The sequence below is a fragment of the Pelomicrobium sp. G1 genome, from assembly GCF_051905455.1.
GTDB lineage: Bacteria > Pseudomonadota > Gammaproteobacteria > Burkholderiales > UBA6910 > Pelomicrobium.
In genome coordinates, this window is the sequence record NZ_JBQACR010000011.1 from 1 (window position 1) to 18,884 (window position 18,884).

General features: G+C 67.3%; 22 protein-coding genes. 15 read left to right on the forward strand and 7 right to left on the reverse strand.

The genetic code is table 11. The features are described from left to right. The first annotated feature begins 150 nt into the window (after positions 1-150). Together ACTFO6_RS11460 and ACTFO6_RS11465 are read left to right on the forward strand one after the other, a co-directional pair. Positions 151-1,314: an acyl-CoA dehydrogenase family protein gene (locus ACTFO6_RS11460; protein WP_439934718.1), complete on the forward strand. Its 1,164-nt coding sequence runs from the start codon at positions 151-153 to the stop codon at positions 1,312-1,314. Between the two features lie 16 nt (positions 1,315-1,330). After that, positions 1,331-1,837 carry a MaoC family dehydratase gene (locus tag ACTFO6_RS11465; protein ID WP_439934597.1) on the forward strand — a complete coding sequence of 169 codons (507 nt, stop codon included), beginning with the start codon at positions 1,331-1,333 and terminating at the stop codon, positions 1,835-1,837. Positions 1,838-1,881: 44 nt separating this feature from the next. Here ACTFO6_RS11465 and ACTFO6_RS11470 read toward each other — a convergent pair whose 3' ends face one another. The 3 genes from ACTFO6_RS11470 to ACTFO6_RS11480 are packed head-to-tail and all read right to left on the reverse strand — an operon-like array spanning position 1,882 to position 4,091. Further along, complete coding sequence (locus ACTFO6_RS11470; RefSeq protein WP_439934598.1) at positions 1,882-2,235, reverse strand: DsrE/DsrF/TusD sulfur relay family protein; 354 nt, start codon at positions 2,233-2,235, stop codon at positions 1,882-1,884. After that, the gene (locus tag ACTFO6_RS11475) at positions 2,210-3,250 is read right to left on the reverse strand and encodes a VTT domain-containing protein (protein ID WP_439934599.1); all 1,041 of its coding nucleotides are present in this window, start codon (positions 3,248-3,250) and stop codon (positions 2,210-2,212) included. Before ACTFO6_RS11475 ends, ACTFO6_RS11470 begins: the two co-directional genes overlap by 26 nt. Next, a complete protein-coding gene (locus ACTFO6_RS11480) occupies positions 3,237-4,091 on the reverse strand; it encodes a sterol desaturase family protein (RefSeq protein ID WP_439934600.1) in 855 nt (284 codons plus the stop codon). The genes ACTFO6_RS11475 and ACTFO6_RS11480 overlap by 14 nt, the downstream gene beginning before the upstream one ends. A gap of 98 nt (positions 4,092-4,189) precedes the next feature. Here ACTFO6_RS11480 and ACTFO6_RS11485 point away from each other — a divergent pair, with 98 nt between their 5' ends. Further along, positions 4,190-4,846, forward strand: a complete 657-nt coding sequence (locus tag ACTFO6_RS11485) for an ArsR/SmtB family transcription factor (protein WP_439934601.1) — start codon at positions 4,190-4,192, stop codon at positions 4,844-4,846. A 129-nt stretch (positions 4,847-4,975) separates the two neighbouring features. Here the strand turns inward: ACTFO6_RS11485 and ACTFO6_RS11490 are convergent, their stop codons facing one another. The 4 genes from ACTFO6_RS11490 to ACTFO6_RS11505 all read right to left on the reverse strand — a co-directional run bounded on the left by ACTFO6_RS11490 (position 4,976) and on the right by ACTFO6_RS11505 (position 9,147). Beyond that, positions 4,976-6,013 carry an MBL fold metallo-hydrolase gene (locus ACTFO6_RS11490; protein ID WP_439934602.1) on the reverse strand — a complete coding sequence of 346 codons (1,038 nt, stop codon included), beginning with the start codon at positions 6,011-6,013 and terminating at the stop codon, positions 4,976-4,978. 93 nt (positions 6,014-6,106) lie between these two features. After that, positions 6,107-6,535, reverse strand: coding sequence for a DUF1992 domain-containing protein (locus ACTFO6_RS11495; protein ID WP_439934603.1), 429 nt, complete (start codon positions 6,533-6,535; stop codon positions 6,107-6,109). Between the two features lie 23 nt (positions 6,536-6,558). Further along, positions 6,559-8,010, reverse strand: coding sequence for a diguanylate cyclase domain-containing protein (locus ACTFO6_RS11500; protein ID WP_439934604.1), 1,452 nt, complete (start codon positions 8,008-8,010; stop codon positions 6,559-6,561). A gap of 228 nt (positions 8,011-8,238) precedes the next feature. After that, positions 8,239-9,147, reverse strand: a complete 909-nt coding sequence (locus ACTFO6_RS11505; protein WP_439934605.1) for an alpha/beta fold hydrolase — start codon at positions 9,145-9,147, stop codon at positions 8,239-8,241. A gap of 162 nt (positions 9,148-9,309) precedes the next feature. On the opposite strand from ACTFO6_RS11505, the gene ACTFO6_RS11510 reads away from it, so the two are divergent. Genes ACTFO6_RS11510 through ACTFO6_RS11565 form a run of 12 tightly spaced genes read left to right on the forward strand, consistent with a single transcriptional unit; the run spans position 9,310 to position 18,761 of the window. Beyond that, positions 9,310-9,771: an SUF system Fe-S cluster assembly regulator gene (locus ACTFO6_RS11510; RefSeq protein ID WP_439934606.1), complete on the forward strand. Its 462-nt coding sequence runs from the start codon at positions 9,310-9,312 to the stop codon at positions 9,769-9,771. A 25-nt stretch (positions 9,772-9,796) separates the two neighbouring features. Then, positions 9,797-11,245 (forward strand): Fe-S cluster assembly protein SufB, encoded by a 1,449-nt coding sequence (sufB, locus tag ACTFO6_RS11515; protein WP_439934607.1) that lies wholly within the window; start codon positions 9,797-9,799, stop codon positions 11,243-11,245. A gap of 28 nt (positions 11,246-11,273) precedes the next feature. Then, positions 11,274-12,044, forward strand: coding sequence for a Fe-S cluster assembly ATPase SufC (sufC, locus tag ACTFO6_RS11520; RefSeq protein ID WP_439934719.1), 771 nt, complete (start codon positions 11,274-11,276; stop codon positions 12,042-12,044). Continuing rightward, complete coding sequence (sufD, locus tag ACTFO6_RS11525) at positions 12,041-13,384, forward strand: Fe-S cluster assembly protein SufD (RefSeq protein ID WP_439934608.1); 1,344 nt, start codon at positions 12,041-12,043, stop codon at positions 13,382-13,384. The genes sufC and sufD overlap by 4 nt, the downstream gene beginning before the upstream one ends. Then, complete coding sequence (locus ACTFO6_RS11530) at positions 13,381-14,631, forward strand: SufS family cysteine desulfurase (protein ID WP_439934609.1); 1,251 nt, start codon at positions 13,381-13,383, stop codon at positions 14,629-14,631. Before sufD ends, ACTFO6_RS11530 begins: the two co-directional genes overlap by 4 nt. A gap of 35 nt (positions 14,632-14,666) precedes the next feature. Beyond that, complete coding sequence (sufU, locus tag ACTFO6_RS11535) at positions 14,667-15,116, forward strand: Fe-S cluster assembly sulfur transfer protein SufU (protein WP_439934720.1); 450 nt, start codon at positions 14,667-14,669, stop codon at positions 15,114-15,116. A gap of 10 nt (positions 15,117-15,126) precedes the next feature. Next, positions 15,127-15,483, forward strand: coding sequence for an SUF system Fe-S cluster assembly protein (locus ACTFO6_RS11540; RefSeq protein WP_439934610.1), 357 nt, complete (start codon positions 15,127-15,129; stop codon positions 15,481-15,483). A 58-nt stretch (positions 15,484-15,541) separates the two neighbouring features. Next, positions 15,542-15,862, forward strand: a complete 321-nt coding sequence (locus ACTFO6_RS11545; RefSeq protein ID WP_439934611.1) for a Rieske (2Fe-2S) protein — start codon at positions 15,542-15,544, stop codon at positions 15,860-15,862. 52 nt (positions 15,863-15,914) lie between these two features. Further along, entirely contained in the window at positions 15,915-16,331 is a 417-nt protein-coding gene (locus tag ACTFO6_RS11550; protein WP_439934612.1) for a Mov34/MPN/PAD-1 family protein, read from the forward strand. Further along, the gene (locus ACTFO6_RS11555) at positions 16,328-16,657 is read left to right on the forward strand and encodes a ubiquitin-like small modifier protein 1 (protein WP_439934613.1); all 330 of its coding nucleotides are present in this window, start codon (positions 16,328-16,330) and stop codon (positions 16,655-16,657) included. The genes ACTFO6_RS11550 and ACTFO6_RS11555 overlap by 4 nt, the downstream gene beginning before the upstream one ends. Then, positions 16,654-17,826, forward strand: a complete 1,173-nt coding sequence (moeB, locus tag ACTFO6_RS11560; protein ID WP_439934614.1) for a molybdopterin-synthase adenylyltransferase MoeB — start codon at positions 16,654-16,656, stop codon at positions 17,824-17,826. The genes ACTFO6_RS11555 and moeB overlap by 4 nt, the downstream gene beginning before the upstream one ends. Continuing rightward, a complete protein-coding gene (locus ACTFO6_RS11565) occupies positions 17,823-18,761 on the forward strand; it encodes a PLP-dependent cysteine synthase family protein (RefSeq protein ID WP_439934615.1) in 939 nt (312 codons plus the stop codon). Before moeB ends, ACTFO6_RS11565 begins: the two co-directional genes overlap by 4 nt. Positions 18,762-18,884: the final 123 nt, after the last annotated feature.

An 18,884-nucleotide genomic window follows, 5' to 3' on the forward strand; every position in this document is an offset into this window, starting at 1 on the left:
TCGCCTCGGCCAGCGCACTCCTCTATCATTCCTCCTCCAACACCAACCCGAGTGCCAAAGGTGGTGGACTCATACACGGCGTTGACACCCTGCGCCGTTGCCGCAAAGATAGCGGGGCGTTTTTTCACCGTGACAGCCCGCCTTCCCGTGATGGAGTTTCGAGGAGCCGCCTCCCACCCCGAGCTGCGCAGCGCGGTCCGCGCCCTGTGCCGGACGTTTCCTCCCGAGTACTGGCGCGGGCTGGACGAAGAGCGGGCCTATCCCGAGGAATTCGTCCGGGCGCTGACCGAGGCGGGCTGGCTTTCGGCCCTGATTCCGGAAGAATACGGCGGCGCGGGGCTGGGCGTGACGGAAGCCTCCGTCATCCTGGAGGAGATCAACCGCTCCGGCGCCAACTCGGGGGCGTGCCACGCCCAGATGTACATCATGGGGACGCTCTTGCGGCACGGCTCCGAAGCCCAGAAGCGGAAATATCTTCCGGAGATCGCCGCCGGGCGCTTGAGGCTCCAGTCCTTCGCCGTCACCGAGCCCACCACCGGCTCCGATACCACCCGGCTCAAGACCACGGCGGTGAAAAAAGGCGACCGCTACGTGGTGAACGGCCAGAAGGTGTGGACCTCCCGAGTGCTGCACTCGGACCTGATGCTGCTGCTCGCCCGCACCACGCCCCTCTCCGAGGTCAAGCGAAAAGGGGAAGGCCTGTCGGTGTTCCTGGTGGACCTGCGGGGAGTCTTGGGGAAGCAGGCGAGCGTGCGCCCGATCCGCAACATGGTGAACCACGAAACCTTCGAAGTGTTTTTCGACGACCTGGAAATCCCGGCGGAGAACCTGATCGGGGAGGAGGGCCAGGGCTTCCGCTACATCCTGGACGGCATGAACGCGGAGCGCATCCTGGTCGCGGCGGAATGCGTCGGCGACGGCTACTGGTTCATCGAGAAGGCGGCCGGCTACGCCCGGGAGCGGGTGGTGTTCGACCGGCCCATCGGCCAGAACCAGGGGGTCCAGTTTCCCATCGCCCGCGCCTACGTGAACGTGGAGGCGGCGAACCTCATGCGCTTTCGCGCCGCCGAGCTGTTCGACCGGGGCGAGCCGTGCGGGGCGGAGGCCAACATGGCCAAGCTCCTGGCGGCCGACGCGTCGTGGGAGGCGGCCAACGTGGCGCTCCAGACCCACGGCGGGTTCGGCTTCGCCGCCGAGTACGACGTGGAGCGCAAGTTCCGGGAGACGCGCCTGTACCAGGTGGCGCCGATTTCCACCAACTTGATCCTGGCCTACGTGGCCGAGCACGTGCTGGGGCTCCCCAGGTCCTATTGAACGGGGGAAGACAGCGATGGCGCTGAAGGAAGGCTGGCGCGGGCGGTTCTACGAGGACTTCGAGGTGGGCGACGTGTACCCCCATCCCCTCGGGCGCACCATCACCCGCACCGACAACATCTGGTTTACGCTCCTCACCCAGAACACGGCTCCGATTCACTTCGACGCCCACTACTCGGCCCAGACAGAGTTCGGGCGGCCGCTGGTGGATTCCACCTTCACGGTGGCGCTGGTCACCGGCCAGAGCGTGATCGACGTGTCCCAGAACGTGTTCGCCAACCTGGGCTGGGACGAGATCCGGCTGCCGCACCCCGTGTTCGAGGGCGACACCCTCTACTCCCAGTCGGAGGTGCTGGAGAAGAGGGAATCCAGGTCGCGCCCCAACGTGGGCATCGTGACCATCAGGACCACGGGCTACAACCAGGACGGGGTGGTGGTGATCACGTTCAAGCGCACCCTCATGGTCTACAAGCGCGGGCAGGCGCCCGCCATCCCGCGGCCCAAGCTCGAAAGCGCGCCCTGAGCGCCCTTACGTTGGTCGTTACGGGCCGCCCGCTCGGGTCGGCCTCAGAACGGGACCACCTTGTCCGCCCACCGGGTCCAGGCGGTCAGCTCGGCCATGGTGCTGCGCTGGGCGCCCTCCACCAGCTCGGCGTCGGCGATGCCCCGGGCGTCCAGGCAGGTGCCGCATACGCCGATCTGCCCGCCGCGGCGGGCGACCATGCCCAGCATGTCGGCGATGTTGTAGTAGCCCTGGGGCACCTTCTGGCCGTTCTTGGCGCAGGCGGCCCCGTCGCCGATCAGGAAAACGCGGACCGCTTCGCCCTCGGTCTTGAGGAGAGAAATGGCCAGGCGCAGGCCGTTGTAGCTGCGCTCCGTGCCGTAGGGTGGATCGTTAAGGATGATGAGGGTTCTGCCCATGAAGGTTTCCTTTCGGGTTGGAAGGAGTCGAGCGGGTGACCGGAAAACCTTCCCGGTTCCACTGCTCCATGCCGCCCCGGAGCACCAGGACGCGGCGGAACCCTTTCCCCCGCAGCAGCTCCGCTGCCTTGGCCGAGCGCTTGTCGGTCCGGCACACGACGACGAGGGACTTGTCTTTGAACGGCCCCAGCTGGGGCAGCGAGTCCGGCAGGGCGGCCACCGGAATATTGAGCGCGCCGCGAATGTGGCCTAGCTCGCCGTGATACTCGTCGGGATTTCGCACGTCCAGGATCGCCTGCGGCTCGCCACCTTCAAGCCGCCGCTTGAGCGTCGGCGCGTCGATGATCTCCGCCATGGTATCCATCCCGCGACGGCGCAAGCGCTGCACCAGGCGCGGAAGGAACGCCACCGCCGCCAGGAGCGCCAGGGCGATGAGCCCGTTCTGAATCAGGGTTTCGCTTCCCGTCAACGCCTCCCGACCGGCATAACCCAGATAAGCATATGCCGCCGCCCCCGGCAGCATGGCGACATAGGAGGCCGCGACGTATTGCGCCAGCGGGATGCGGGTGAGGCCCAGCGCGTAGTTCAGTCCATTGAACGGAAAGAGCGGCACCAGCCGGACGAACGCGACGAACCGCCAGCCCTCCGCTTCGACCCCCTGGAGCAACGCCTGCAGGCGGCCGGCCGCGCGCCGCCGCACCCACTCGCCGGCCACGTAACGGGCGCAGAGGAAGGCCAGCGTCGCGCCGAGGGTTGCGCCCGCGAGACTATAGAACGCGCCCGCCACCGGCCCGAACAGGGCGCCTGCGGCGATGGTGAAGACCGAGCCGGGCAGAAAGAGCACCGCCCCCGCCGCATAGATGGCAATGAAGACAAGGGGGGCGGCCACACCCGCCCGCTCGAGCAGCGCCTGCAGCTCGAGGGAATCCGCGCCACCGGAGTGAACGGCGGCGGCCACGATGCCGCCGGCGAGCAGGAGCGCAAGGGCGCCGCGCAGCAGGCTAGCGGCCTTCATGGCCGCGCTCGAGACGGGGCGCGCGCCCGGCGCGGCCGCGGAAGGGGATGGCCAGCATGCCCGGCAACGTCGCGCAGTCGCGGGGGTCGCGAAAATCGGGGATTCCGAGGGTCATCCCCTCGTGCCCGCCCTCCGGCTGGGCCCGGTAGGTGCCGAACAGCCGGTCCCACAGGGATAGATTGAAGCCGAAGTTGCTGTCGGTCTCGCGGCGCTTGATCGAATGATGGACGCGGTGCATGTCCGGCGTCACGATCAAAAATCGCAGCACCCGGTCCACCGCCGCGGGAAGGCGCACGTTGCCGTGGTTGAACATGGACGTGGCGTTGAGCAGGATCTCGAACAACACCACCGCCATAGCGGGTGCCCCCAGGGCGACGATCACGCCCAGCTTGATCAGCATGGAGAGCGCGATCTCGATGGGATGAAAGCGGGCGCCCGTGGTCACGTCGAAATCCAGGTCCGCGTGGTGCATGCGGTGCACGCGCCACAACGCGGGTACCGCGTGGAAGACCACGTGCTGCACGTAGATGGCCAGGTCGAGGAGAACCACCGAGAGGAAGGCGGCGAGCCAGAACGGAACCGGCACCTGGTTGAACAGCCCCCAGCCCTGGGCGGCGGCGAGCATCGCCATTCCCGCGCCCGCCACGGGAACCAGAAGCCGGACAAGGAGGGCGTCGAGGGCCACGATCCCCAGGTTACCGGGCCAGCGCTGCCATCGGGGCAGAGCCAGAACCCGGCGCGGCGCCTTGAGCTCCCAGAAGGCCATGGCGCCCAGCACGCCGAAGAATGCGGCAAGGCGCAAGGGCACTTCCCATGCGGCGAAAAACTCGTTACCGTTCAAAAGCCTTCCTCCTGCTCCCGGCGCTTCTCTTTCGGAGCGTGGGGAAAATGGGTTAGTATTCAAGTATTCAATTGAATTGTAGAGAAGACTCTCCGGTCATGTCAAGACCAGGTGCCAAGCACGAGCTGTTCGCCCAATTCGCCCGGGTGGCTCGGGCCCTGGCTAGTGCCAACCGGCTGGAGCTCTTGGAGTTTCTCGCCCAGGGGCCCCGCAGCGTGGAGGAGCTGGCCAAGGTCTCCGGCCTGTCGGTGGCCAACACGTCCCAGCACCTGCAGGCTTTGCGGCAGGTCGGGCTGGTGGTGGCGCGCAAGGAGGGCTTACGCGTCTACTACGAGATCGCCGGGGACGACGTGGTGGGACTCCTGCACACCCTTCGCCAGGTGGCGGAGCGGCGTATCGCCGAGGTGGAGAAACTGGTGGGCAGCTACCTCACCAGCCGGGACGACCTGGAGCCCATTCCGGCCCGGGAGCTGCTGGAGCGGGCGCGCAAGGGCCTGGTCACGGTGCTGGACGTGCGCCCGCCCGAGGAGTACGCCGCCGGCCACCTGCCGGGAGCCATCAACATTCCGCTGGCCGAGCTGGAGGGCCGGCTGTCCAAGCTCCCCCGGGACCGGGAGATCGTGGCCTACTGCCGGGGGCCCTATTGCGTGCTGGCTTTCGAGGCGGTGGCGCGGCTGCGCCAGAAAGGCTTGAAGGCCCGGCGCCTTCAGAATGGCTTCCCGGAGTGGAAGGCGGCCGGCTTCCCGGTCGAATAGGGGATGGGCTGGAGCGGGGCATGGAACACGGCGACTCGAAAGGGCTCGCCCGTTTCGGAAAAGGATCCCGCCGTGGCCTGATCGCCGAGATTTGAGAGCGCGTCCCGACCCCAGGAGGCGGCTGGGAGCTCAACGCTCCACCGGCAGCCTGCGGTCGTTCCAGGCCAGCATGCCGCCCTTGAGGTTGTATACCTGCTCGAACCCCAGGCTCGTGAGGATCGCCGCCGCCGTGGTGCTGCGCACGCCGGCGCGGCAGATGGCCACCACGGGTCGGCTCTTGAGAGCCTCCAGCTCCCCGGCGCGGTTGGCCAGCTCCTTGAGGGGGATCGACCGGCTGCCGGACACGTGGCCCAGCTCGCCCCGGTACTCCTCGGGCTCGCGCACGTCCAGCAGCAGGACGTCCTGGCCGCCTTGAACGAGCTGGTAAACCTCTTCGGGCGAAAGCTGGCGCACCTGGGAAAGCTGGGCCATGGTGGGGAAGTGGACCACGTCGTCGTCCAGGGCGGTCTGGTTGGGTTGGAGCACCTCCTGGATCTTCTCCGGCAGGGGCAGCCCCAGGTTGTTCATGAGCTCCACGTACTGCTCTCGGGTGCGGCCGGCGAGCCGCGGATTCAGGCGCTTCTCCTCGCCGACGGTGGAGCGGGTGTTGCCGCGGTAGTCGTGGGCCGGGTAGACCAGGGTCTCGTCGGGAAGGGAGCAGAGCTTGCCCACGATGCTGTCATACTGCAGGCCCGGGTCGCCGCCGGCGAAGTCCGCTCGGCCGGTGCCGCGGATGAGGAGGGTGTCCCCCGTGAACACCCGGTCTTCCGCGTACAGGCTCATGCTGTCGGGGGTATGGCCCGGAGTGTGCAACACCTTGAGCGTCAGATTTCCCACTCGCAGCGCGTCGCCCTCGTCCACGTGCAGGTCCACGTGGGGGGCGGGGGCTTGGCGGTGCATCACCCGCTTCGCGCCGGTGAGCTCCCCCAGCTCGAAGAGGCCGGTGCGGTGGTCGGCGTGGGTGTGGGTGTCGATTACGTACTCGAGCCGGTAGCCGTGATAGGCCAGCACCCCCAGGTAGCGCTCGATCCGCTCGCGCAACGGATCGATAAGGGCGGCCCGGCGGGTCTCGTCGCAGCCTAACAGATAGGTCTTGCACTTGCCGTGATTGAGCTCGAGAAACAGCATGCTCGGAAAAGGGTGCGATGCGATGAAATTTTATTATATCGAGATGCTCTGACGCTTTTACCGCGCCGACACCTCGCGGACCGCGACGCCCCATCACTTCCCGTGATGGCCCGCCAGGCGATGGATGACCTTCTCGTAGTATTGGGAGTCGATGCGCAAGCTTCCCCCCAGGCCCCGGGACAGGGAGAGGCGAAGGGACAGCAGGTTGAGCTTGGCGATCGCCCGGCGCCGCTCCTCTCCCTCTGGCGCGGCTTCGATGTAGCGCGTGAGCTCCCGCAGCTCCTTGAGCTGCTCCACTTCCGGCGGCACGTAGCCCGCGTTCTTGAGCACCCGCAACGCGACGCGCAGCGCCTCGGGCACCATGCAGTCGTCGTCCAGGGCGAGGGGCTTGCCGGCCCCCGGCAGGTTGTCGAATTCTCCGGCCTCGATCGCTTCCTGGATGCGCTGCTCGGCGATCAGCTCGAAGATGAGCATGGGATGAGAGGAAAGAAAGCGGTGAAAGGGCGGCGCGATTCGTACCATCTTCCGCCCGGCCCGGGGTCGCGTCAAGGCCGGGACTGGGGGCGCAGGCGGGCGTACAGGCGCTTGAGGGGGTCCAGGGGCCCCGCCGCACTGGGAGCCTTGGACCAGGTGCCGCTTGCTGTGTCGCTCACCGTGGACTCGGTGGGACGATACAGGCGCAGGGTATTGCCGCCCGCGTCCCGGGCGGCGTTCATGGCTTCCTCGGCCCGGATGAAGAGCTTCTCGGGGCTGCCCCCGTGCTCGGGGAACAGGCTCAAGCCCACGCTCAAGGTGAGGCACAGCTCCTCGCCCCCGAGGAGGAGGGGCTGGGAGACCACCTGCACCACTCGGTTCACCTGATCGATGATGGCGCCCCCGTCGGGCTCGCCGGGCAGGAGCAAGGCGAACTGTCCGCCGCCGATGCGTACCACGGCGTCCTTTTCCCGCACCGAGACGCCCAGGCGCTGAGCCACGGCCCGCAGCACCTGATCCCCCATCAAGTAGCCGAGGCGCCGGTTGATCTCCTGGAACCCGTCCAGATGCAGCAGGGCGAGCCCCAGGGGCGAGCCGCTGCGGGCGCCTTCCGACATGGCCTGCTGCAGGCGCCGGTAGAGGTCGTTGCGGTTCGGTAGCCCGGTGAGGGGATCGTGGGTGGCCTGGTGCTGGATCGCTTCCAGGTGCTGCTTGCGCTCGGTTACATCCCGAACGAAGACGTCGAAATAGGCGATTTCGCCCCGTTTTCCGTACACCGCGCGCCCGCTCTGGAGCACCCACAGGCTTTCCCCGTCGCTGCGGTTGATCTCCACCTCGAAGTCGATGACCGTTCCTTCCTCCCGCAGCCGCCGCTGGAACTCGGCGAAGCGGGCGGGCTCTGCGTACAGTTGCAGCGCGATGTTGGAGACGGAGGCCATGAGCTCCCGGGGGGATCCGTAGCCGAAGAGGGAGGCCGCGGCAGGATTGGCGTAGAGCCAGGCGCCCTCGGGCGTGCATTGAAAAATCCCTTCGGCCGCGTGTTCCACCGTGCCGCGGAAGCGCTCTTCGGACTTCCTGAGGGAGCGCTCCCAATGCTTGCGGGCGGTGATGTCGGTCACCGTGCCCTCGACGGCGACGCAGCGCTCGTTGGCATCGATGATGCCGATGCCCCGCTCCAGCACCCAGCGCGCCTGGCCGAAGGCGTCGATCAGGCGGTATTCCACTTCGAAGCGCTGGCAGGCCGCCAGGGCCTCCTCGATCGCCCGGCGCACGCGCCGCCGGTGCTGGGGCAGGATCAATTCCTCGAAGGCCGCGCGGGAGCGAAACACCGGGTCGTCGGCGGGGAATCCCGTGACCACGAGGCAGCCGCCGCCCACGAACTCCATGGCCCCTTCCCCATCGGTGCGGTAGCGGTACACCATCTGGTCCAGGCGATCGAGCAAGCCCTGGAGGTCCATGCCCGCTGCCGGGCCTTTCCCTGAAGGTCCGGCGGACTGCTCGGCGGTGTGGATGAGCTTCAACATTGGTCGTCCCGTTCTCGGTGTCGTGCCCAGAGCCGTCGCGAACGGCCCCCGCGTTCGGAGCGCTGCAAGCACTGTGCCAGGTGTTGCGCGTCGCGGCATCGCGATGAAAGCGCTTACTGAACAAACGATTGGCGGCAAGTCGGGAGTGCCCGAACCAGGCCGCGATGACGTCCCGGAGTCGAATTTCCCACAGATAGTGTCGTAGACCCGGATCGTCGATACGGCGCCTCAAGGCGCTTTTGCCCGCAAGAAGTCCCGGATGGGCCGGATCTGGTCTTCGCTCATGAGGGCCGGGGCATGGCCGACCCCCGGAAATTCCACGTAACGGGCGCCGGGGCCCCGCTCCTGCATCCGCCGCACCGTATCCAGGGTCAGGAGATCCGAATCCGCGCCCCGCAAGACCAGCACGGGGCAGCGGACCGCGTCCCACACGTCCCAGAACTCCAGGTCCTGGAGAAAGGGCCGGCGGAAAGCCTCGCCGATGGCCGGGTCGTAGTTGGGCGCGTAGCGCCCGTCTTCCGTACGCCGGTGGCTGTGAAGGGCGAGATGGCGCCACTGGGCGTCCGAAAGGGGCCCGAAGGGGGCGTGGATTTCCCGCAAATAGGCCTCGAAGGCCTCCAGGCTATCGAACCGGGGGTCCTTGCCCACATAGCGGCCGATCCGGTTCAGGGCCTCCCGGGGAATGACCGGCCCCACGTCGTTCAACACCAGCCGGCGAATGGGGGAATTTTTCCGAGCGGCCAGCATCATGCCGATGAGACCGCCCATGGAGGTGCCCACCCAGTCCACCTTGGGTTGGGGGTCCCGCCCGGTCAGGAAGGCGAAAAAGCGCCACCAGAGGGAGGGACGGGGTCCGGTCACCCGGGCCACCAGCGCCGCCGCGTCCGAGACATAAAGGGGGTAGCCGTAATGGGCCGGCTCGGCCAGCCACTCGCTCTTGCCTCGGCCGGCCACGTCCAGGCAGATCACCCGGTAGTCCCCGGCCAAGGCCCGGGCCAGGGTATCGAAGTCCCGGCTGTTGCGGGTGAGACCATGGGTGCAGATCACCACGTGAAGGTTGCGGGGATCGCCCCATTCCGTGTAGGCGAGACGGTGGAAGCCCTGGGGCCCCAGGGCCAGAAAGCTTCTTTGTTTCACGGCGTTAGAATCGCTCTCGGACGGTTTCGCCGGCCGTTGGTTATATCCATGATTTCTAAAGGGATTATAAGCTTGCTGCGAAGCAATATGAGAAATTTTTGTTGAACCGGGAAACGATACAGGACTAAAATAGTCCTAAATCCCAGGGGAGCGGGAATCTCCATGATCCGCATGAGCAAACTGGCCGATTACGGCACGTTGGTGATGACCTACCTGGCGCGCCACCCGGCGGGCGTGCACAACGCCGCCGAAATCGCCGCTGCCACCCAGATCTCGCTCCCCACGGTGAGCAAGATCCTGAAGATCCTGGCCCGGGAGGCCATCTTGGTATCCCACCGGGGCATGCGGGGAGGCTACAGCCTGGCCCGGGCGCCGGAGGCCATTACCCTCATGGAGATCATCGACGCCATCGAGGGGCCCATCGGACTCACGGAGTGCTCGAGCGCCCCGGGGTCGTGCGAGCAGGAGACCTCCTGCTCGGTGCGGGTGAACTGGATGAAAATCAACGCCGCAGTGCGTCAGGCGCTCACGGGGGTGACCCTGGCGGACATGGCCCAGCCCACCCTGGCGGTGATCAACGCCGACCAGTTGCTCGCCCACCGCCGGGTCCGGGTCAACGCTTGAACGGATTGCCAGAGGAGACTCTTCCATGTCGACGGCCGCACAGCAACTGGACGAGCTGATTCGCCGGGAATACCAGCACGGCTTCGAGACCCCCATCGAGACGGATTTCGTCCCGAAGGGGCTGAACGAGGACATCGTCCGCCTGATCTCGGCGAAGAAGGAGGAGCCCGAGTTCATGCTGGAGTGGCGCCTCAAGGCCTACCGCCACTGGCTCACCATGCGGGAGCCCGGGTGGGCGAGCGTGCGCTACCCCAAGATCGACTACCAGGACATCTACTACTACGCCGCGCCCAAGACCAAGAAGGAGCGGCCGAAGAGCCTGGACGAGGTGGATCCGGAGTTGCTGCGCACCTACGAAAAGCTGGGCATTCCCCTGAAGGAGCAGGAGATCCTGGCGGGCGTGGCGGTGGACGCGGTGTTCGACAGCGTCTCCGTCGCCACCACCTTCAAGGACAAGCTGGCGGCCATGGGGATCATTTTCTGTTCGTTCTCCGAGGCGGTTCGGGAACACCCCGAACTGGTGAGGAAGTACCTCGGCAGCGTGGTGCCCTACACCGACAACTTCTTCGCCGCCCTCAACTCGGCGGTGTTCTCCGACGGCTCCTTCGTCTACGTGCCCAAGGGGGTCAAGTGCCCAATGGAGCTGTCCACCTATTTCCGCATCAACGCCAAGTCCACCGGCCAGTTCGAGCGCACCCTGATCATCGCCGACGAGGGTTCCTACGTCTCCTACCTGGAGGGCTGTACGGCGCCCATGCGGGACGAGAACCAGCTCCACGCCGCGGTGGTGGAGCTGATCGCGCTGGACAACGCCAAGATCAAGTATTCCACGGTGCAGAACTGGTACCCGGGGGACAAGGAAGGCAAGGGGGGCATCTACAACTTCGTGACCAAGCGGGGCGAGTGCCGCGGGGCGAACAGCCACATCTCCTGGACCCAGGTGGAGACCGGTTCGGCCATCACCTGGAAGTACCCGAGCTGCATCCTGAAGGGGGACAACTCGGTGGGCGAGTTCTACTCGGTGGCGCTCACCAACAATTACCAGCAGGCCGACACCGGCACCAAGATGATCCACGTCGGCAGGAACACCCGCTCCACCATCGTCTCCAAGGGGATCTCGGCCGGCCACGGCCGCAACGCCTACCGGGGCCTGGTGAAGGTGCTCAAGGGCGCCGACAACGCCCGCAACTACACCCAGTGCGATTCCTTGCTGATGGGGGACAAGTGCGCGGCCCACACCTTCCCCTACATCGAGGTCAAGAATCCGACGGCGCGGGTGGAGCACGAGGCCACTACATCCCGCATCGGCGAGGACCAGCTCTTCTACTGCATGCAGCGGGGCATTTCCGCCGAGGACGCGGTCTCCATGATCGTCAACGGTTTCTGCAAGGAAGTGTTCAAGGAGCTGCCCATGGAGTTCGCGGTGGAGGCGCAGAAGCTCCTGGGGGTGAGCCTGGAAGGAAGCGTGGGCTGAGGATCGAGGATCTCGAAAGGACATGACGATGCTGGAAATCAGGAATCTGCACGTAACGGTGGAGGGCAAGCCGATCCTCAAGGGGCTCTCCCTCAAGGTGAACGCGGGGGAGGTGCACGCCATCATGGGGCCCAACGGCTCGGGCAAGAGCACCCTCGCCAACGTGATCGCCGGCCGGGAAGGCTACCAGGTGACCGAGGGCGAAGTGCTCTACATGGGCCGGAACCTGCTCGAATTGCCGCCCGAGGAGCGGGCCCGGGCGGGCATTTTCCTGGCGTTCCAGTACCCGGTGGAAATCCCCGGCGTCTCCAACGTCTACCTGCTCAAGGCGGCGGTCAACGCGGTGCGCAAGGCCCGGGGCGAGCCCGAGCTGGACGCCATGGACTTCCTGAAGCTGGTGAAGGACCGGATGAAGCTGGTGCAGATTCCGGAGGAGTTCCTCTACCGCTCGGTGAACGAGGGCTTCTCCGGCGGCGAGAAGAAGCGCAACGAGATCCTGCAGATGGCGGTGCTGGAGCCCAAGCTCGCGATCCTGGACGAGACCGACTCGGGCCTGGACATCGACGCTCTCAAGGTGGTGGCGGAAGGGGTCAATTCGCTTCGCGGCCCCGAGCGCGCCATGGTGCTGGTGACCCATTACCAGCGGCTGCTCAACTACATCGTGCCGGATTTCGTGCACGTGCTGGCCCAGGGCCGCATCATCCGCTCGGGCGGGCGGGAGCTGGCGCTGGAGCTGGAGAGACACGGCTACGCCTGGATGGCGGCCCACGGGGGCAAAGGCAAGGAGGCGCGGACGTGAAGGTGGACGATCTCAAGGCGAACGCCGCGGCCCGCTACGCCGACGACTACGCGGCCGTGGCCGACCTGCTTCCGGGGCACGGGGTGCCCTGGGTGCGCAAGGCGCGGGAGCGGGCCCTGGAGCGTTTCCGGGCCCTGGGCTTTCCGACGCTCCGGGACGAGGACTGGAAGTACACCAGCGTCGCGCCCCTGGAGCGGCGGCATTTCCCGCCGGCCGCGGGGAGCGCACCGTCCAGCGGGCTCGAGAGTACCCTGGCGATCCACCGCTTCGCCCACCTGGACGCGGACCTGCTCGTGTTCGTGGACGGCTGTTTCGTGCCGCAGCTTTCCCGGCTGGGGAAGTTGCCGGAGGGCGCCACGGTGGCGGGGCTGGGCGGGCTTCTGGAGCAGGGGTCGGCGCTACTCGCGCCGTATTTCGGGGCCGAGGCGCCGGGCGGCGCCTTCGCCGCGATGAACACCGCCTTCGCCCGGGACGGGGCGGTCGTTCATTTGCAGCCCGGGGTGAAGCTTCCCCGGCCCCTGCACCTGCTGATCCTCGCGAGCGGCGGCGGGCGGGCGGCCCACCTGCGCCACCTGGTCCTGGCCGAGGAGGGAGCCCAGGCCCTGGTGATCGAGCACTACGCGGGCGTGCCCGGGGCGGTGGCGTTCACCAACACCCTCACCCAGATCTCGGTGGGCCCCGGCGCGGCGGTGGAGCACGTGAAGCTGCAGCAGGAGGACGTGAAGACCGTCCACCTGGCGGGCATTCATGCCGAGCAGCGCCGGGACAGCCGTTTCGTCTCCCATTCCATGGCGCTGGGGGCCCAGCTCGCCCGCACCGACATCGCCGTGGCGCTCGACGACGAGGGGTGCGAAACGACCCTGAACGGACTCTACCTGGTGGGCGGGCGCCAGCACGTGGATCATCACACCCGCATCGATCACGCCAAACCCCGCGGCACCAGCCGGGAGTACTACCGGGGCGTGCTGGACGGGGCCGGCCGGGGCGTGTTCAGCGGACGGGTGGTGGTGCATCCGGGCGCCCAGAAGACCGACGCGGAGCAGACCAACAACAACCTGCTCCTTTCCCAGGACGCCGAAGTGGACACCAAGCCCCAATTGGAGATCTACGCCGACGACGTGAAGTGCGCCCACGGCGCCACCGTGGGGCAGCTCGACGAGGATATGCTGTTTTATCTGCGTTCCCGCGGCATTGGGGATGTGGCGGCAAGGAATCTTCTTACCTACGCGTTTGCCAACGACGTCATCAACCGCATCGGCCTGAAACCTCTGCGGGTGCGGCTGGAGGAATTCGTGATCGGGCGCCTGCCCGAGGGTGAAGCCATCAGGGAACTGGTATGAGCGCGACGAAGGAAGCTCTGGTCCGGCACGTGGCCCCGGCATATCGCTGGCGGGAGGATTTTCCCGTCCTCAAGCAGCAGGTCTACGGCAAGCCCCTGGTCTATCTGGACAACGCCGCCACCAGCCAGAAGCCGGCGGCGGTGATCGAGGCCGAGCGGCGCTACTACGAGGAGTACAACGCCAATGTGCACCGCGGCGTGCACGCCCTGTCCCAGAAGGCCACCGATGCCTACGAGGGGGCCCGGGAGAAGGTCGCCCGGTTCCTCAACGCCCGCTCGGCACGGGAGATCGTGTTCGTGCGCGGCTGCACCGAGGGCGTGAACCTGGTGGCCCAGAGCTACGGGCGCGCCGTTCTCAAGCCCGGCGACGAAGTGCTCATCACCGCCATGGAGCACCACTCCAACATCGTGCCGTGGCAGATGGCGTGCCAGCAGACCGGCGCCGTGCTCAAGGTGGCGCCCATCAACGACGCCGGCGAGATGGTGTTCGAGGAGTTCGAGCGGCTCCTTTCCGAGCGCACCAAGATCGTGGCGGCGGTGCACGTGTCCAACGCCCTGGGCACCATCAACCCGGTCGGGCGCATCGTGGAGCGGGCCCACGCCGTGGGGGCCAAGGTGCTGCTGGACGGGGCCCAGGCGGCTCCCCACGTCCCGGTGGACGTGCAGGCCCTGGACTGCGACTTCTACGCCCTCTCCGGCCACAAGATCTACGGCCCTACCGGGATCGGCGCCCTCTACGGCAAGGAAGCGCTGCTCGCGGCCATGCCGCCGTACCAGGGCGGGGGCGACATGATCAAGGTGGTCACCTTCGAGAAGACCCTCTACAACGACCTGCCCTACAAGTTCGAGGCGGGCACGCCCCACATCGCCGGCGCCATCGGCCTGGGGGCGGCCTTGGATTACGTGGCGGGCATCGGCATGGAGGCGATCGCCGCCCACGAGCACGCCCTGCTCGAGTACGCGACCGAAGCGGTCGCCGGGATCAAGGGCCTGCGCCTGGTGGGCACCGCCCGGCAAAAGGCCGGGATCCTGTCCTTCGTGATGGACGGGGTGCATCCCCACGACATCGGCACCATCCTGGACCACCAGGGGGTGGCGATCCGCGCCGGGCACCACTGCGCCATGCCGGTGATGGACCGTTATGGGGTGCCGGCCACCGCCCGCGCGTCCTTCGCCCTGTACAACACCCGGGAGGACGTGGATGCCCTGGTGGCGGGCTTGCGCAAGGTGCAGGAAGTCTTCGGCTGAGGCCTGTTTCGGACCCTTAGCGACGACGAGGCTGAATCGTGGCGGACCTGCGGGAGCTGTACCAGGAAGTCATCTTCGACCACAACCGGAACCCGCGCAATTTCCGGAAGATGGAGGACGCCCATCGCCATGCCGACGGCTACAACCCCATGTGCGGGGACAAAGTGACCGTGTACCTGAAGCTGGAGGGCGACACGATCGGCGACGTGAGCTTCCAGGGGTCGGGCTGCGCCATCTCCACCGCCTCCGCGTCCCTCATGACCGAGGCGCTCAAGGGAAAGACCCTGGAGGAGGCGGAGCGGCTGTTCCACGCGTTCCATGCCATGGTGACCGACTCGGACGAAGGCAGCCACGCCGACCTGGGCAAGCTAGAAGTGCTCGCGGGCGTGCGGGAATTCCCGGCCCGGGTGAAGTGCGCGACTTTGGCCTGGCATACCCTCCACGCCGCCTTGAGCGACCAGAAGACGCCGGTATCCACGGAGTGAAAAGACGCCCATGAGCACCCATTGGGAAGACGTGGCGCAAAGGCAGGACGAGGCGATCCCCCAGGAAGGGCTGGAGGGCCAGGTGATCGCGGCGCTGCGGGAGATCTACGATCCCGAGATCCCGGTCAACATCTACGACTTGGGACTGGTGTACGGCTTGGAGGTGACGCCCGAGGGAGAGGTGGCGATCACCATGACCCTCACGGCCCCCGGCTGCCCCGTGGCCCAGACCTTTCCGGACGTGGTCCGGGACCGGGTGAGCGCCGTCGAAGGGGTGAAGGACGTGAAGGTGGAACTCACCTGGGAGCCGCCCTGGACCATGGAGCGCATGTCCGAGGCGGCGAAGCTGCAACTGGGGATGTTGTGAGAACCGGAGAGCCGAAGGCCCGGTGCCTCGCTTTCGACGACTGATTCATTCATCCGACATGGCCGAGTGGTACGACGTCGCTCCCGTGGAGGAGATCCCTCCGGGCGCCTGCCGCACCGTGGATCTGGACGGGCGGCCGGTGGCGGTGATCAACCTGGACGGGGAGTTCTACGCCATCGAGGATCTCTGTACCCACGACGGCGGGGATCTCGCGAGCGGCGACATCGAGGGCGACGTGATCGTGTGCCCGCGCCACGGAGCCCGCTTTTCCATCAAGACCGGAGAGGTGCTGGCCCCCCCGGCGTACGAGGGCGTCGCCACCTTCCCGGTGCGGGTGGAGAACGGGATAGTGCAGGTCTGCGATCAGCCCGCTGGATAGGCGCTTCTGCACCCGCCCGCCGGCGGGCCGATCGGCCAACGGAGGAAGCTCGATGGCAACGCTCCATTTGCCCGCAGCCGAGCAAGAGCGCTTGCGAGCCTGGGTGGAAAAGGGCTATCCCCAGGAAACCTGCGGCGTCCTCATCGGCCGCAGCCGCGATGGCGTCACCGAAGTGGTGGAAGTCTTCCCGGCCTGTAACCTGAACCAGGAGCGGGCCCGGGACCGCTACCTGCTGGATCCCCAGGATTACCTAAGGGCCGACGAGTCCGCCCGGGAGCGGGGGCTTTCCATCGTGGGCATCTGGCATTCCCATCCGGACCATCCGGCCCGGCCCTCCGCCACCGACCGGGCCCACGCCTGGGAGGGGTGGTCGTACCTGATCGCCTCCGTGGGTCCGAATGGCGTCACGGATTTGCGCTCCTGGCGGCTCGAGGACGGCGCGTTCGAAGAGGAGACGGTGACCCCATGACCACGGTCAAAATCCGCATTCCCATGCCGCTTCGCCCTCACACCGGCGGCGCCGAGGAGGTGGAGGTTTCCGCAGCCACGGTGGGGGAGGCGCTCCAGGCCCTCGGCCGCCGCCACGAGGGATTGTTGCCGCGGGTGCTGGGGCCCGACGGGGAACTGCGGCAGTTCGTGAACGTTTTCGTCGCCGGGCGCAACGTGCGCAGCCTGAGCGGCCTGGCGACTCCTGTGGCCGACGGAGACGTGATCTCCATCGTTCCGGCGGTGGCGGGGGGTGGACGTACGTCGCGGCGCGGCGAGTGGGATTTGCTCTTCAAGAGATCGTCATGAAAGCGCGGGACCTGAGACTGGCGGAGCTCAAGCGCACCATTCCCGAGGTGACGCCCACCGAGGCCCTGGCCCTGCAGGCCAAGGGCGCGGCCCTGGTGGACGTGCGGGAAGCAGAGGAGATCGCCCAAGGCAGCCCCCCGGGGGCGCACCGGCTCGGGCGGGGCTACCTGGAGCTCAAGATCGAGGATGCGGTGCCGGACTACGAGCGTCCCATCGTCACCCTGTGCGCGGGCGGGGTGCGCTCCCTCTTCGCCGCGGAAGAGCTGAAGCGGCTCGGGTACAAGCACGTCTATTCCATGGCGGGGGGCTTCACCCGCTGGAAGAACGAAGGACTGCCCGTGGAAGTGCCGCCCCGCTTCGAGCCCGCCGATCGCGAGCGCTACTCGCGCCATCTCCTCATGCCGGAGGTGGGGGAGGCGGGCCAGTTCAAGCTCACGCAGTCGAAGGTCCTGCTGATCGGCGCCGGCGGCTTGGGCAGTCCCGCGGCCCTGTACCTGGCGGCCGCCGGCGTGGGCACCCTGGGGATCGTGGACCACGACGTGGTGGATCGGAGCAACCTGCAGCGCCAGGTGCTCCATACCGACGACCGGGTGGGCACCTCCAAGGTCGCTTCCGCCAAGAAGACCCTTAACGCCTTGAACCCGGCGGTGAAGGTGGTGGGTTACGAGACCCACCTCTCCAGCCGCAACGTGGAGGAGATCTTCTCCGGCTACGACCTGGTGGTGGACGGCTCGGACAACTTTCCCACCCGCTACCTAGTGAACGACGCCTGCGTGAAACTCGGGATTCCTAACGTGCACGGATCGGTATTCCGCTTCGAAGGCCAGGCTACGGTGTTCTGGCCCCAGTATCCGAAGCGCCGCGGGCCCTGCTACCGCTGCCTCTATCCCGAGCCCCCACCGGCGGAGCTCGCCCCCTCCTGCGCCGAGGCTGGCGTGCTGGGGGTGTTGCCCGGGATCATCGGGCTGCTCCAGGCCACCGAAGCCATCAAGCTGATCCTGGGCATCGGCGATCCCCTGGTGGGGCGGCTCCTCTACTACGATGCCCTGTGCGGGCGCTTCGACGAGCTGGCCCTGGAGCGGGACCCCAGTTGCCGCTACTGCGGCGACGGGGCCCAGTTCCCCGGCTACATCGACTACGAGCGTTTCTGTGCCAGCGCCACGCCATGAAGCCGGCACGGCCGGAAGCCCTCGCCTCCCATCCCCTCATCGCTCGCATTGGGGGGACTCCCCTGGTGGAGATCCAGCTCGCCCGGGAGGCGGGGGTGCGGCTGTTCGCCAAGCTGGAGAGCGTGAACCCGGGCGGTTCCATCAAGGACCGGCCGGTAGCCCGCATGCTGATGCAAGCCGCGGCCGACGGGCGCTTCGCCGGAGGGCGTCGGCTGCTGGACTCCTCCTCGGGCAACGCCGGCATCTCCTACGCCATGCTGGGGGCGGCCCTGGGCATCCCGATCACCCTAGTGGTGCCGGGCAACGCCAGCGAAGAGCGCCTCGCCCGCATCGCCGCCCACGGCGCCGAACTGATCCTTACCGATCCCCTGGAGGGCTACGACTTCGCCTTACGGGAGGCGAAACGGCTGGCCGAGACCTATCCCGACCGCTACTGGTACTGCGACCAGTATTCCAACCCGGAGAACTGGCGCGCCCATTACGAGACCACCGGCCGGGAGATCCTGGACCAGTTGGCCCAGCAAGGGCTGGGCCCTCCGGACGCCTTCGTCGCCGGGGTGGGCACCGGGGGCACCGTTACTGGCGTCGGGCGTCGGCTCAAGGAAGCGCGCCCCGACGCCCACGTGGCGGCGGTCATTCCCGAGACCTTCCCGGGAGTCGAGGGGTTGAAGCCCCTCGGCCACCCGGGCGACATTGTGCCCGCCATCCTGGACGAAGCCTTGATTGACCAGCGCATCCCCGTCACTCTGGACGAGGCGGTGGCGCTGTGCCGCCGGCTCGCCCGGGAAGGCCTGTTCGTCGGCCCCTCCTCGGGCGCCTACGTGCACGGGGCGCTGCAGCTCGCCGCCACCGGCCGTTTCCGCACCCTGGTCACCCTGCTCAACGACACCGGGGAGCGCTACGTTTCCACCGGCATGTGGAAACGGGCCGCATAGCCCGGAACGCCCCGGAAAAGCGCGCCGAAATCCGCGCCGTCGTTCTCAGGGGCGGGGATTTCCGCTAATCTCGCTCTGCAGGGCCGCCCTCCGGCGGCCCTGCAAGACCCGCTCCCGGAGCGC

What these genes read in the sequence shown, in the direction of transcription:
- ACTFO6_RS11555 (WP_439934613.1), top strand. Translation starts at nt 16,328, where the DNA reads ATGACCACGGTCAAAATCCGCATTCCCATGCCGCTTCGCCCTCACACC.
- sufC (WP_439934719.1), top strand. Translation starts at nt 11,274, where the DNA reads ATGCTGGAAATCAGGAATCTGCACGTAACGGTGGAGGGCAAGCCGATC.
- ACTFO6_RS11565 (WP_439934615.1), top strand. Translation starts at nt 17,823, where the DNA reads ATGAAGCCGGCACGGCCGGAAGCCCTCGCCTCCCATCCCCTCATCGCT.
- ACTFO6_RS11460 (WP_439934718.1), top strand. Translation starts at nt 151, where the DNA reads ATGGAGTTTCGAGGAGCCGCCTCCCACCCCGAGCTGCGCAGCGCGGTC.
- moeB (WP_439934614.1), top strand. Translation starts at nt 16,654, where the DNA reads ATGAAAGCGCGGGACCTGAGACTGGCGGAGCTCAAGCGCACCATTCCC.
- ACTFO6_RS11545 (WP_439934611.1), top strand. Translation starts at nt 15,542, where the DNA reads ATGGCCGAGTGGTACGACGTCGCTCCCGTGGAGGAGATCCCTCCGGGC.
- ACTFO6_RS11470 (WP_439934598.1), bottom strand. Translation starts at nt 2,235, where the DNA reads ATGGGCAGAACCCTCATCATCCTTAACGATCCACCCTACGGCACGGAG.
- ACTFO6_RS11495 (WP_439934603.1), bottom strand. Translation starts at nt 6,535, where the DNA reads ATGGTACGAATCGCGCCGCCCTTTCACCGCTTTCTTTCCTCTCATCCC.
- ACTFO6_RS11490 (WP_439934602.1), bottom strand. Translation starts at nt 6,013, where the DNA reads ATGCTGTTTCTCGAGCTCAATCACGGCAAGTGCAAGACCTATCTGTTA.
- sufB (WP_439934607.1), top strand. Translation starts at nt 9,797, where the DNA reads ATGTCGACGGCCGCACAGCAACTGGACGAGCTGATTCGCCGGGAATAC.
- ACTFO6_RS11485 (WP_439934601.1), top strand. Translation starts at nt 4,190, where the DNA reads ATGTCAAGACCAGGTGCCAAGCACGAGCTGTTCGCCCAATTCGCCCGG.
- ACTFO6_RS11550 (WP_439934612.1), top strand. Translation starts at nt 15,915, where the DNA reads ATGGCAACGCTCCATTTGCCCGCAGCCGAGCAAGAGCGCTTGCGAGCC.
- ACTFO6_RS11500 (WP_439934604.1), bottom strand. Translation starts at nt 8,010, where the DNA reads ATGTTGAAGCTCATCCACACCGCCGAGCAGTCCGCCGGACCTTCAGGG.
- ACTFO6_RS11475 (WP_439934599.1), bottom strand. Translation starts at nt 3,250, where the DNA reads ATGAAGGCCGCTAGCCTGCTGCGCGGCGCCCTTGCGCTCCTGCTCGCC.
- ACTFO6_RS11465 (WP_439934597.1), top strand. Translation starts at nt 1,331, where the DNA reads ATGGCGCTGAAGGAAGGCTGGCGCGGGCGGTTCTACGAGGACTTCGAG.
- ACTFO6_RS11540 (WP_439934610.1), top strand. Translation starts at nt 15,127, where the DNA reads ATGAGCACCCATTGGGAAGACGTGGCGCAAAGGCAGGACGAGGCGATC.
- ACTFO6_RS11530 (WP_439934609.1), top strand. Translation starts at nt 13,381, where the DNA reads ATGAGCGCGACGAAGGAAGCTCTGGTCCGGCACGTGGCCCCGGCATAT.
- ACTFO6_RS11510 (WP_439934606.1), top strand. Translation starts at nt 9,310, where the DNA reads ATGATCCGCATGAGCAAACTGGCCGATTACGGCACGTTGGTGATGACC.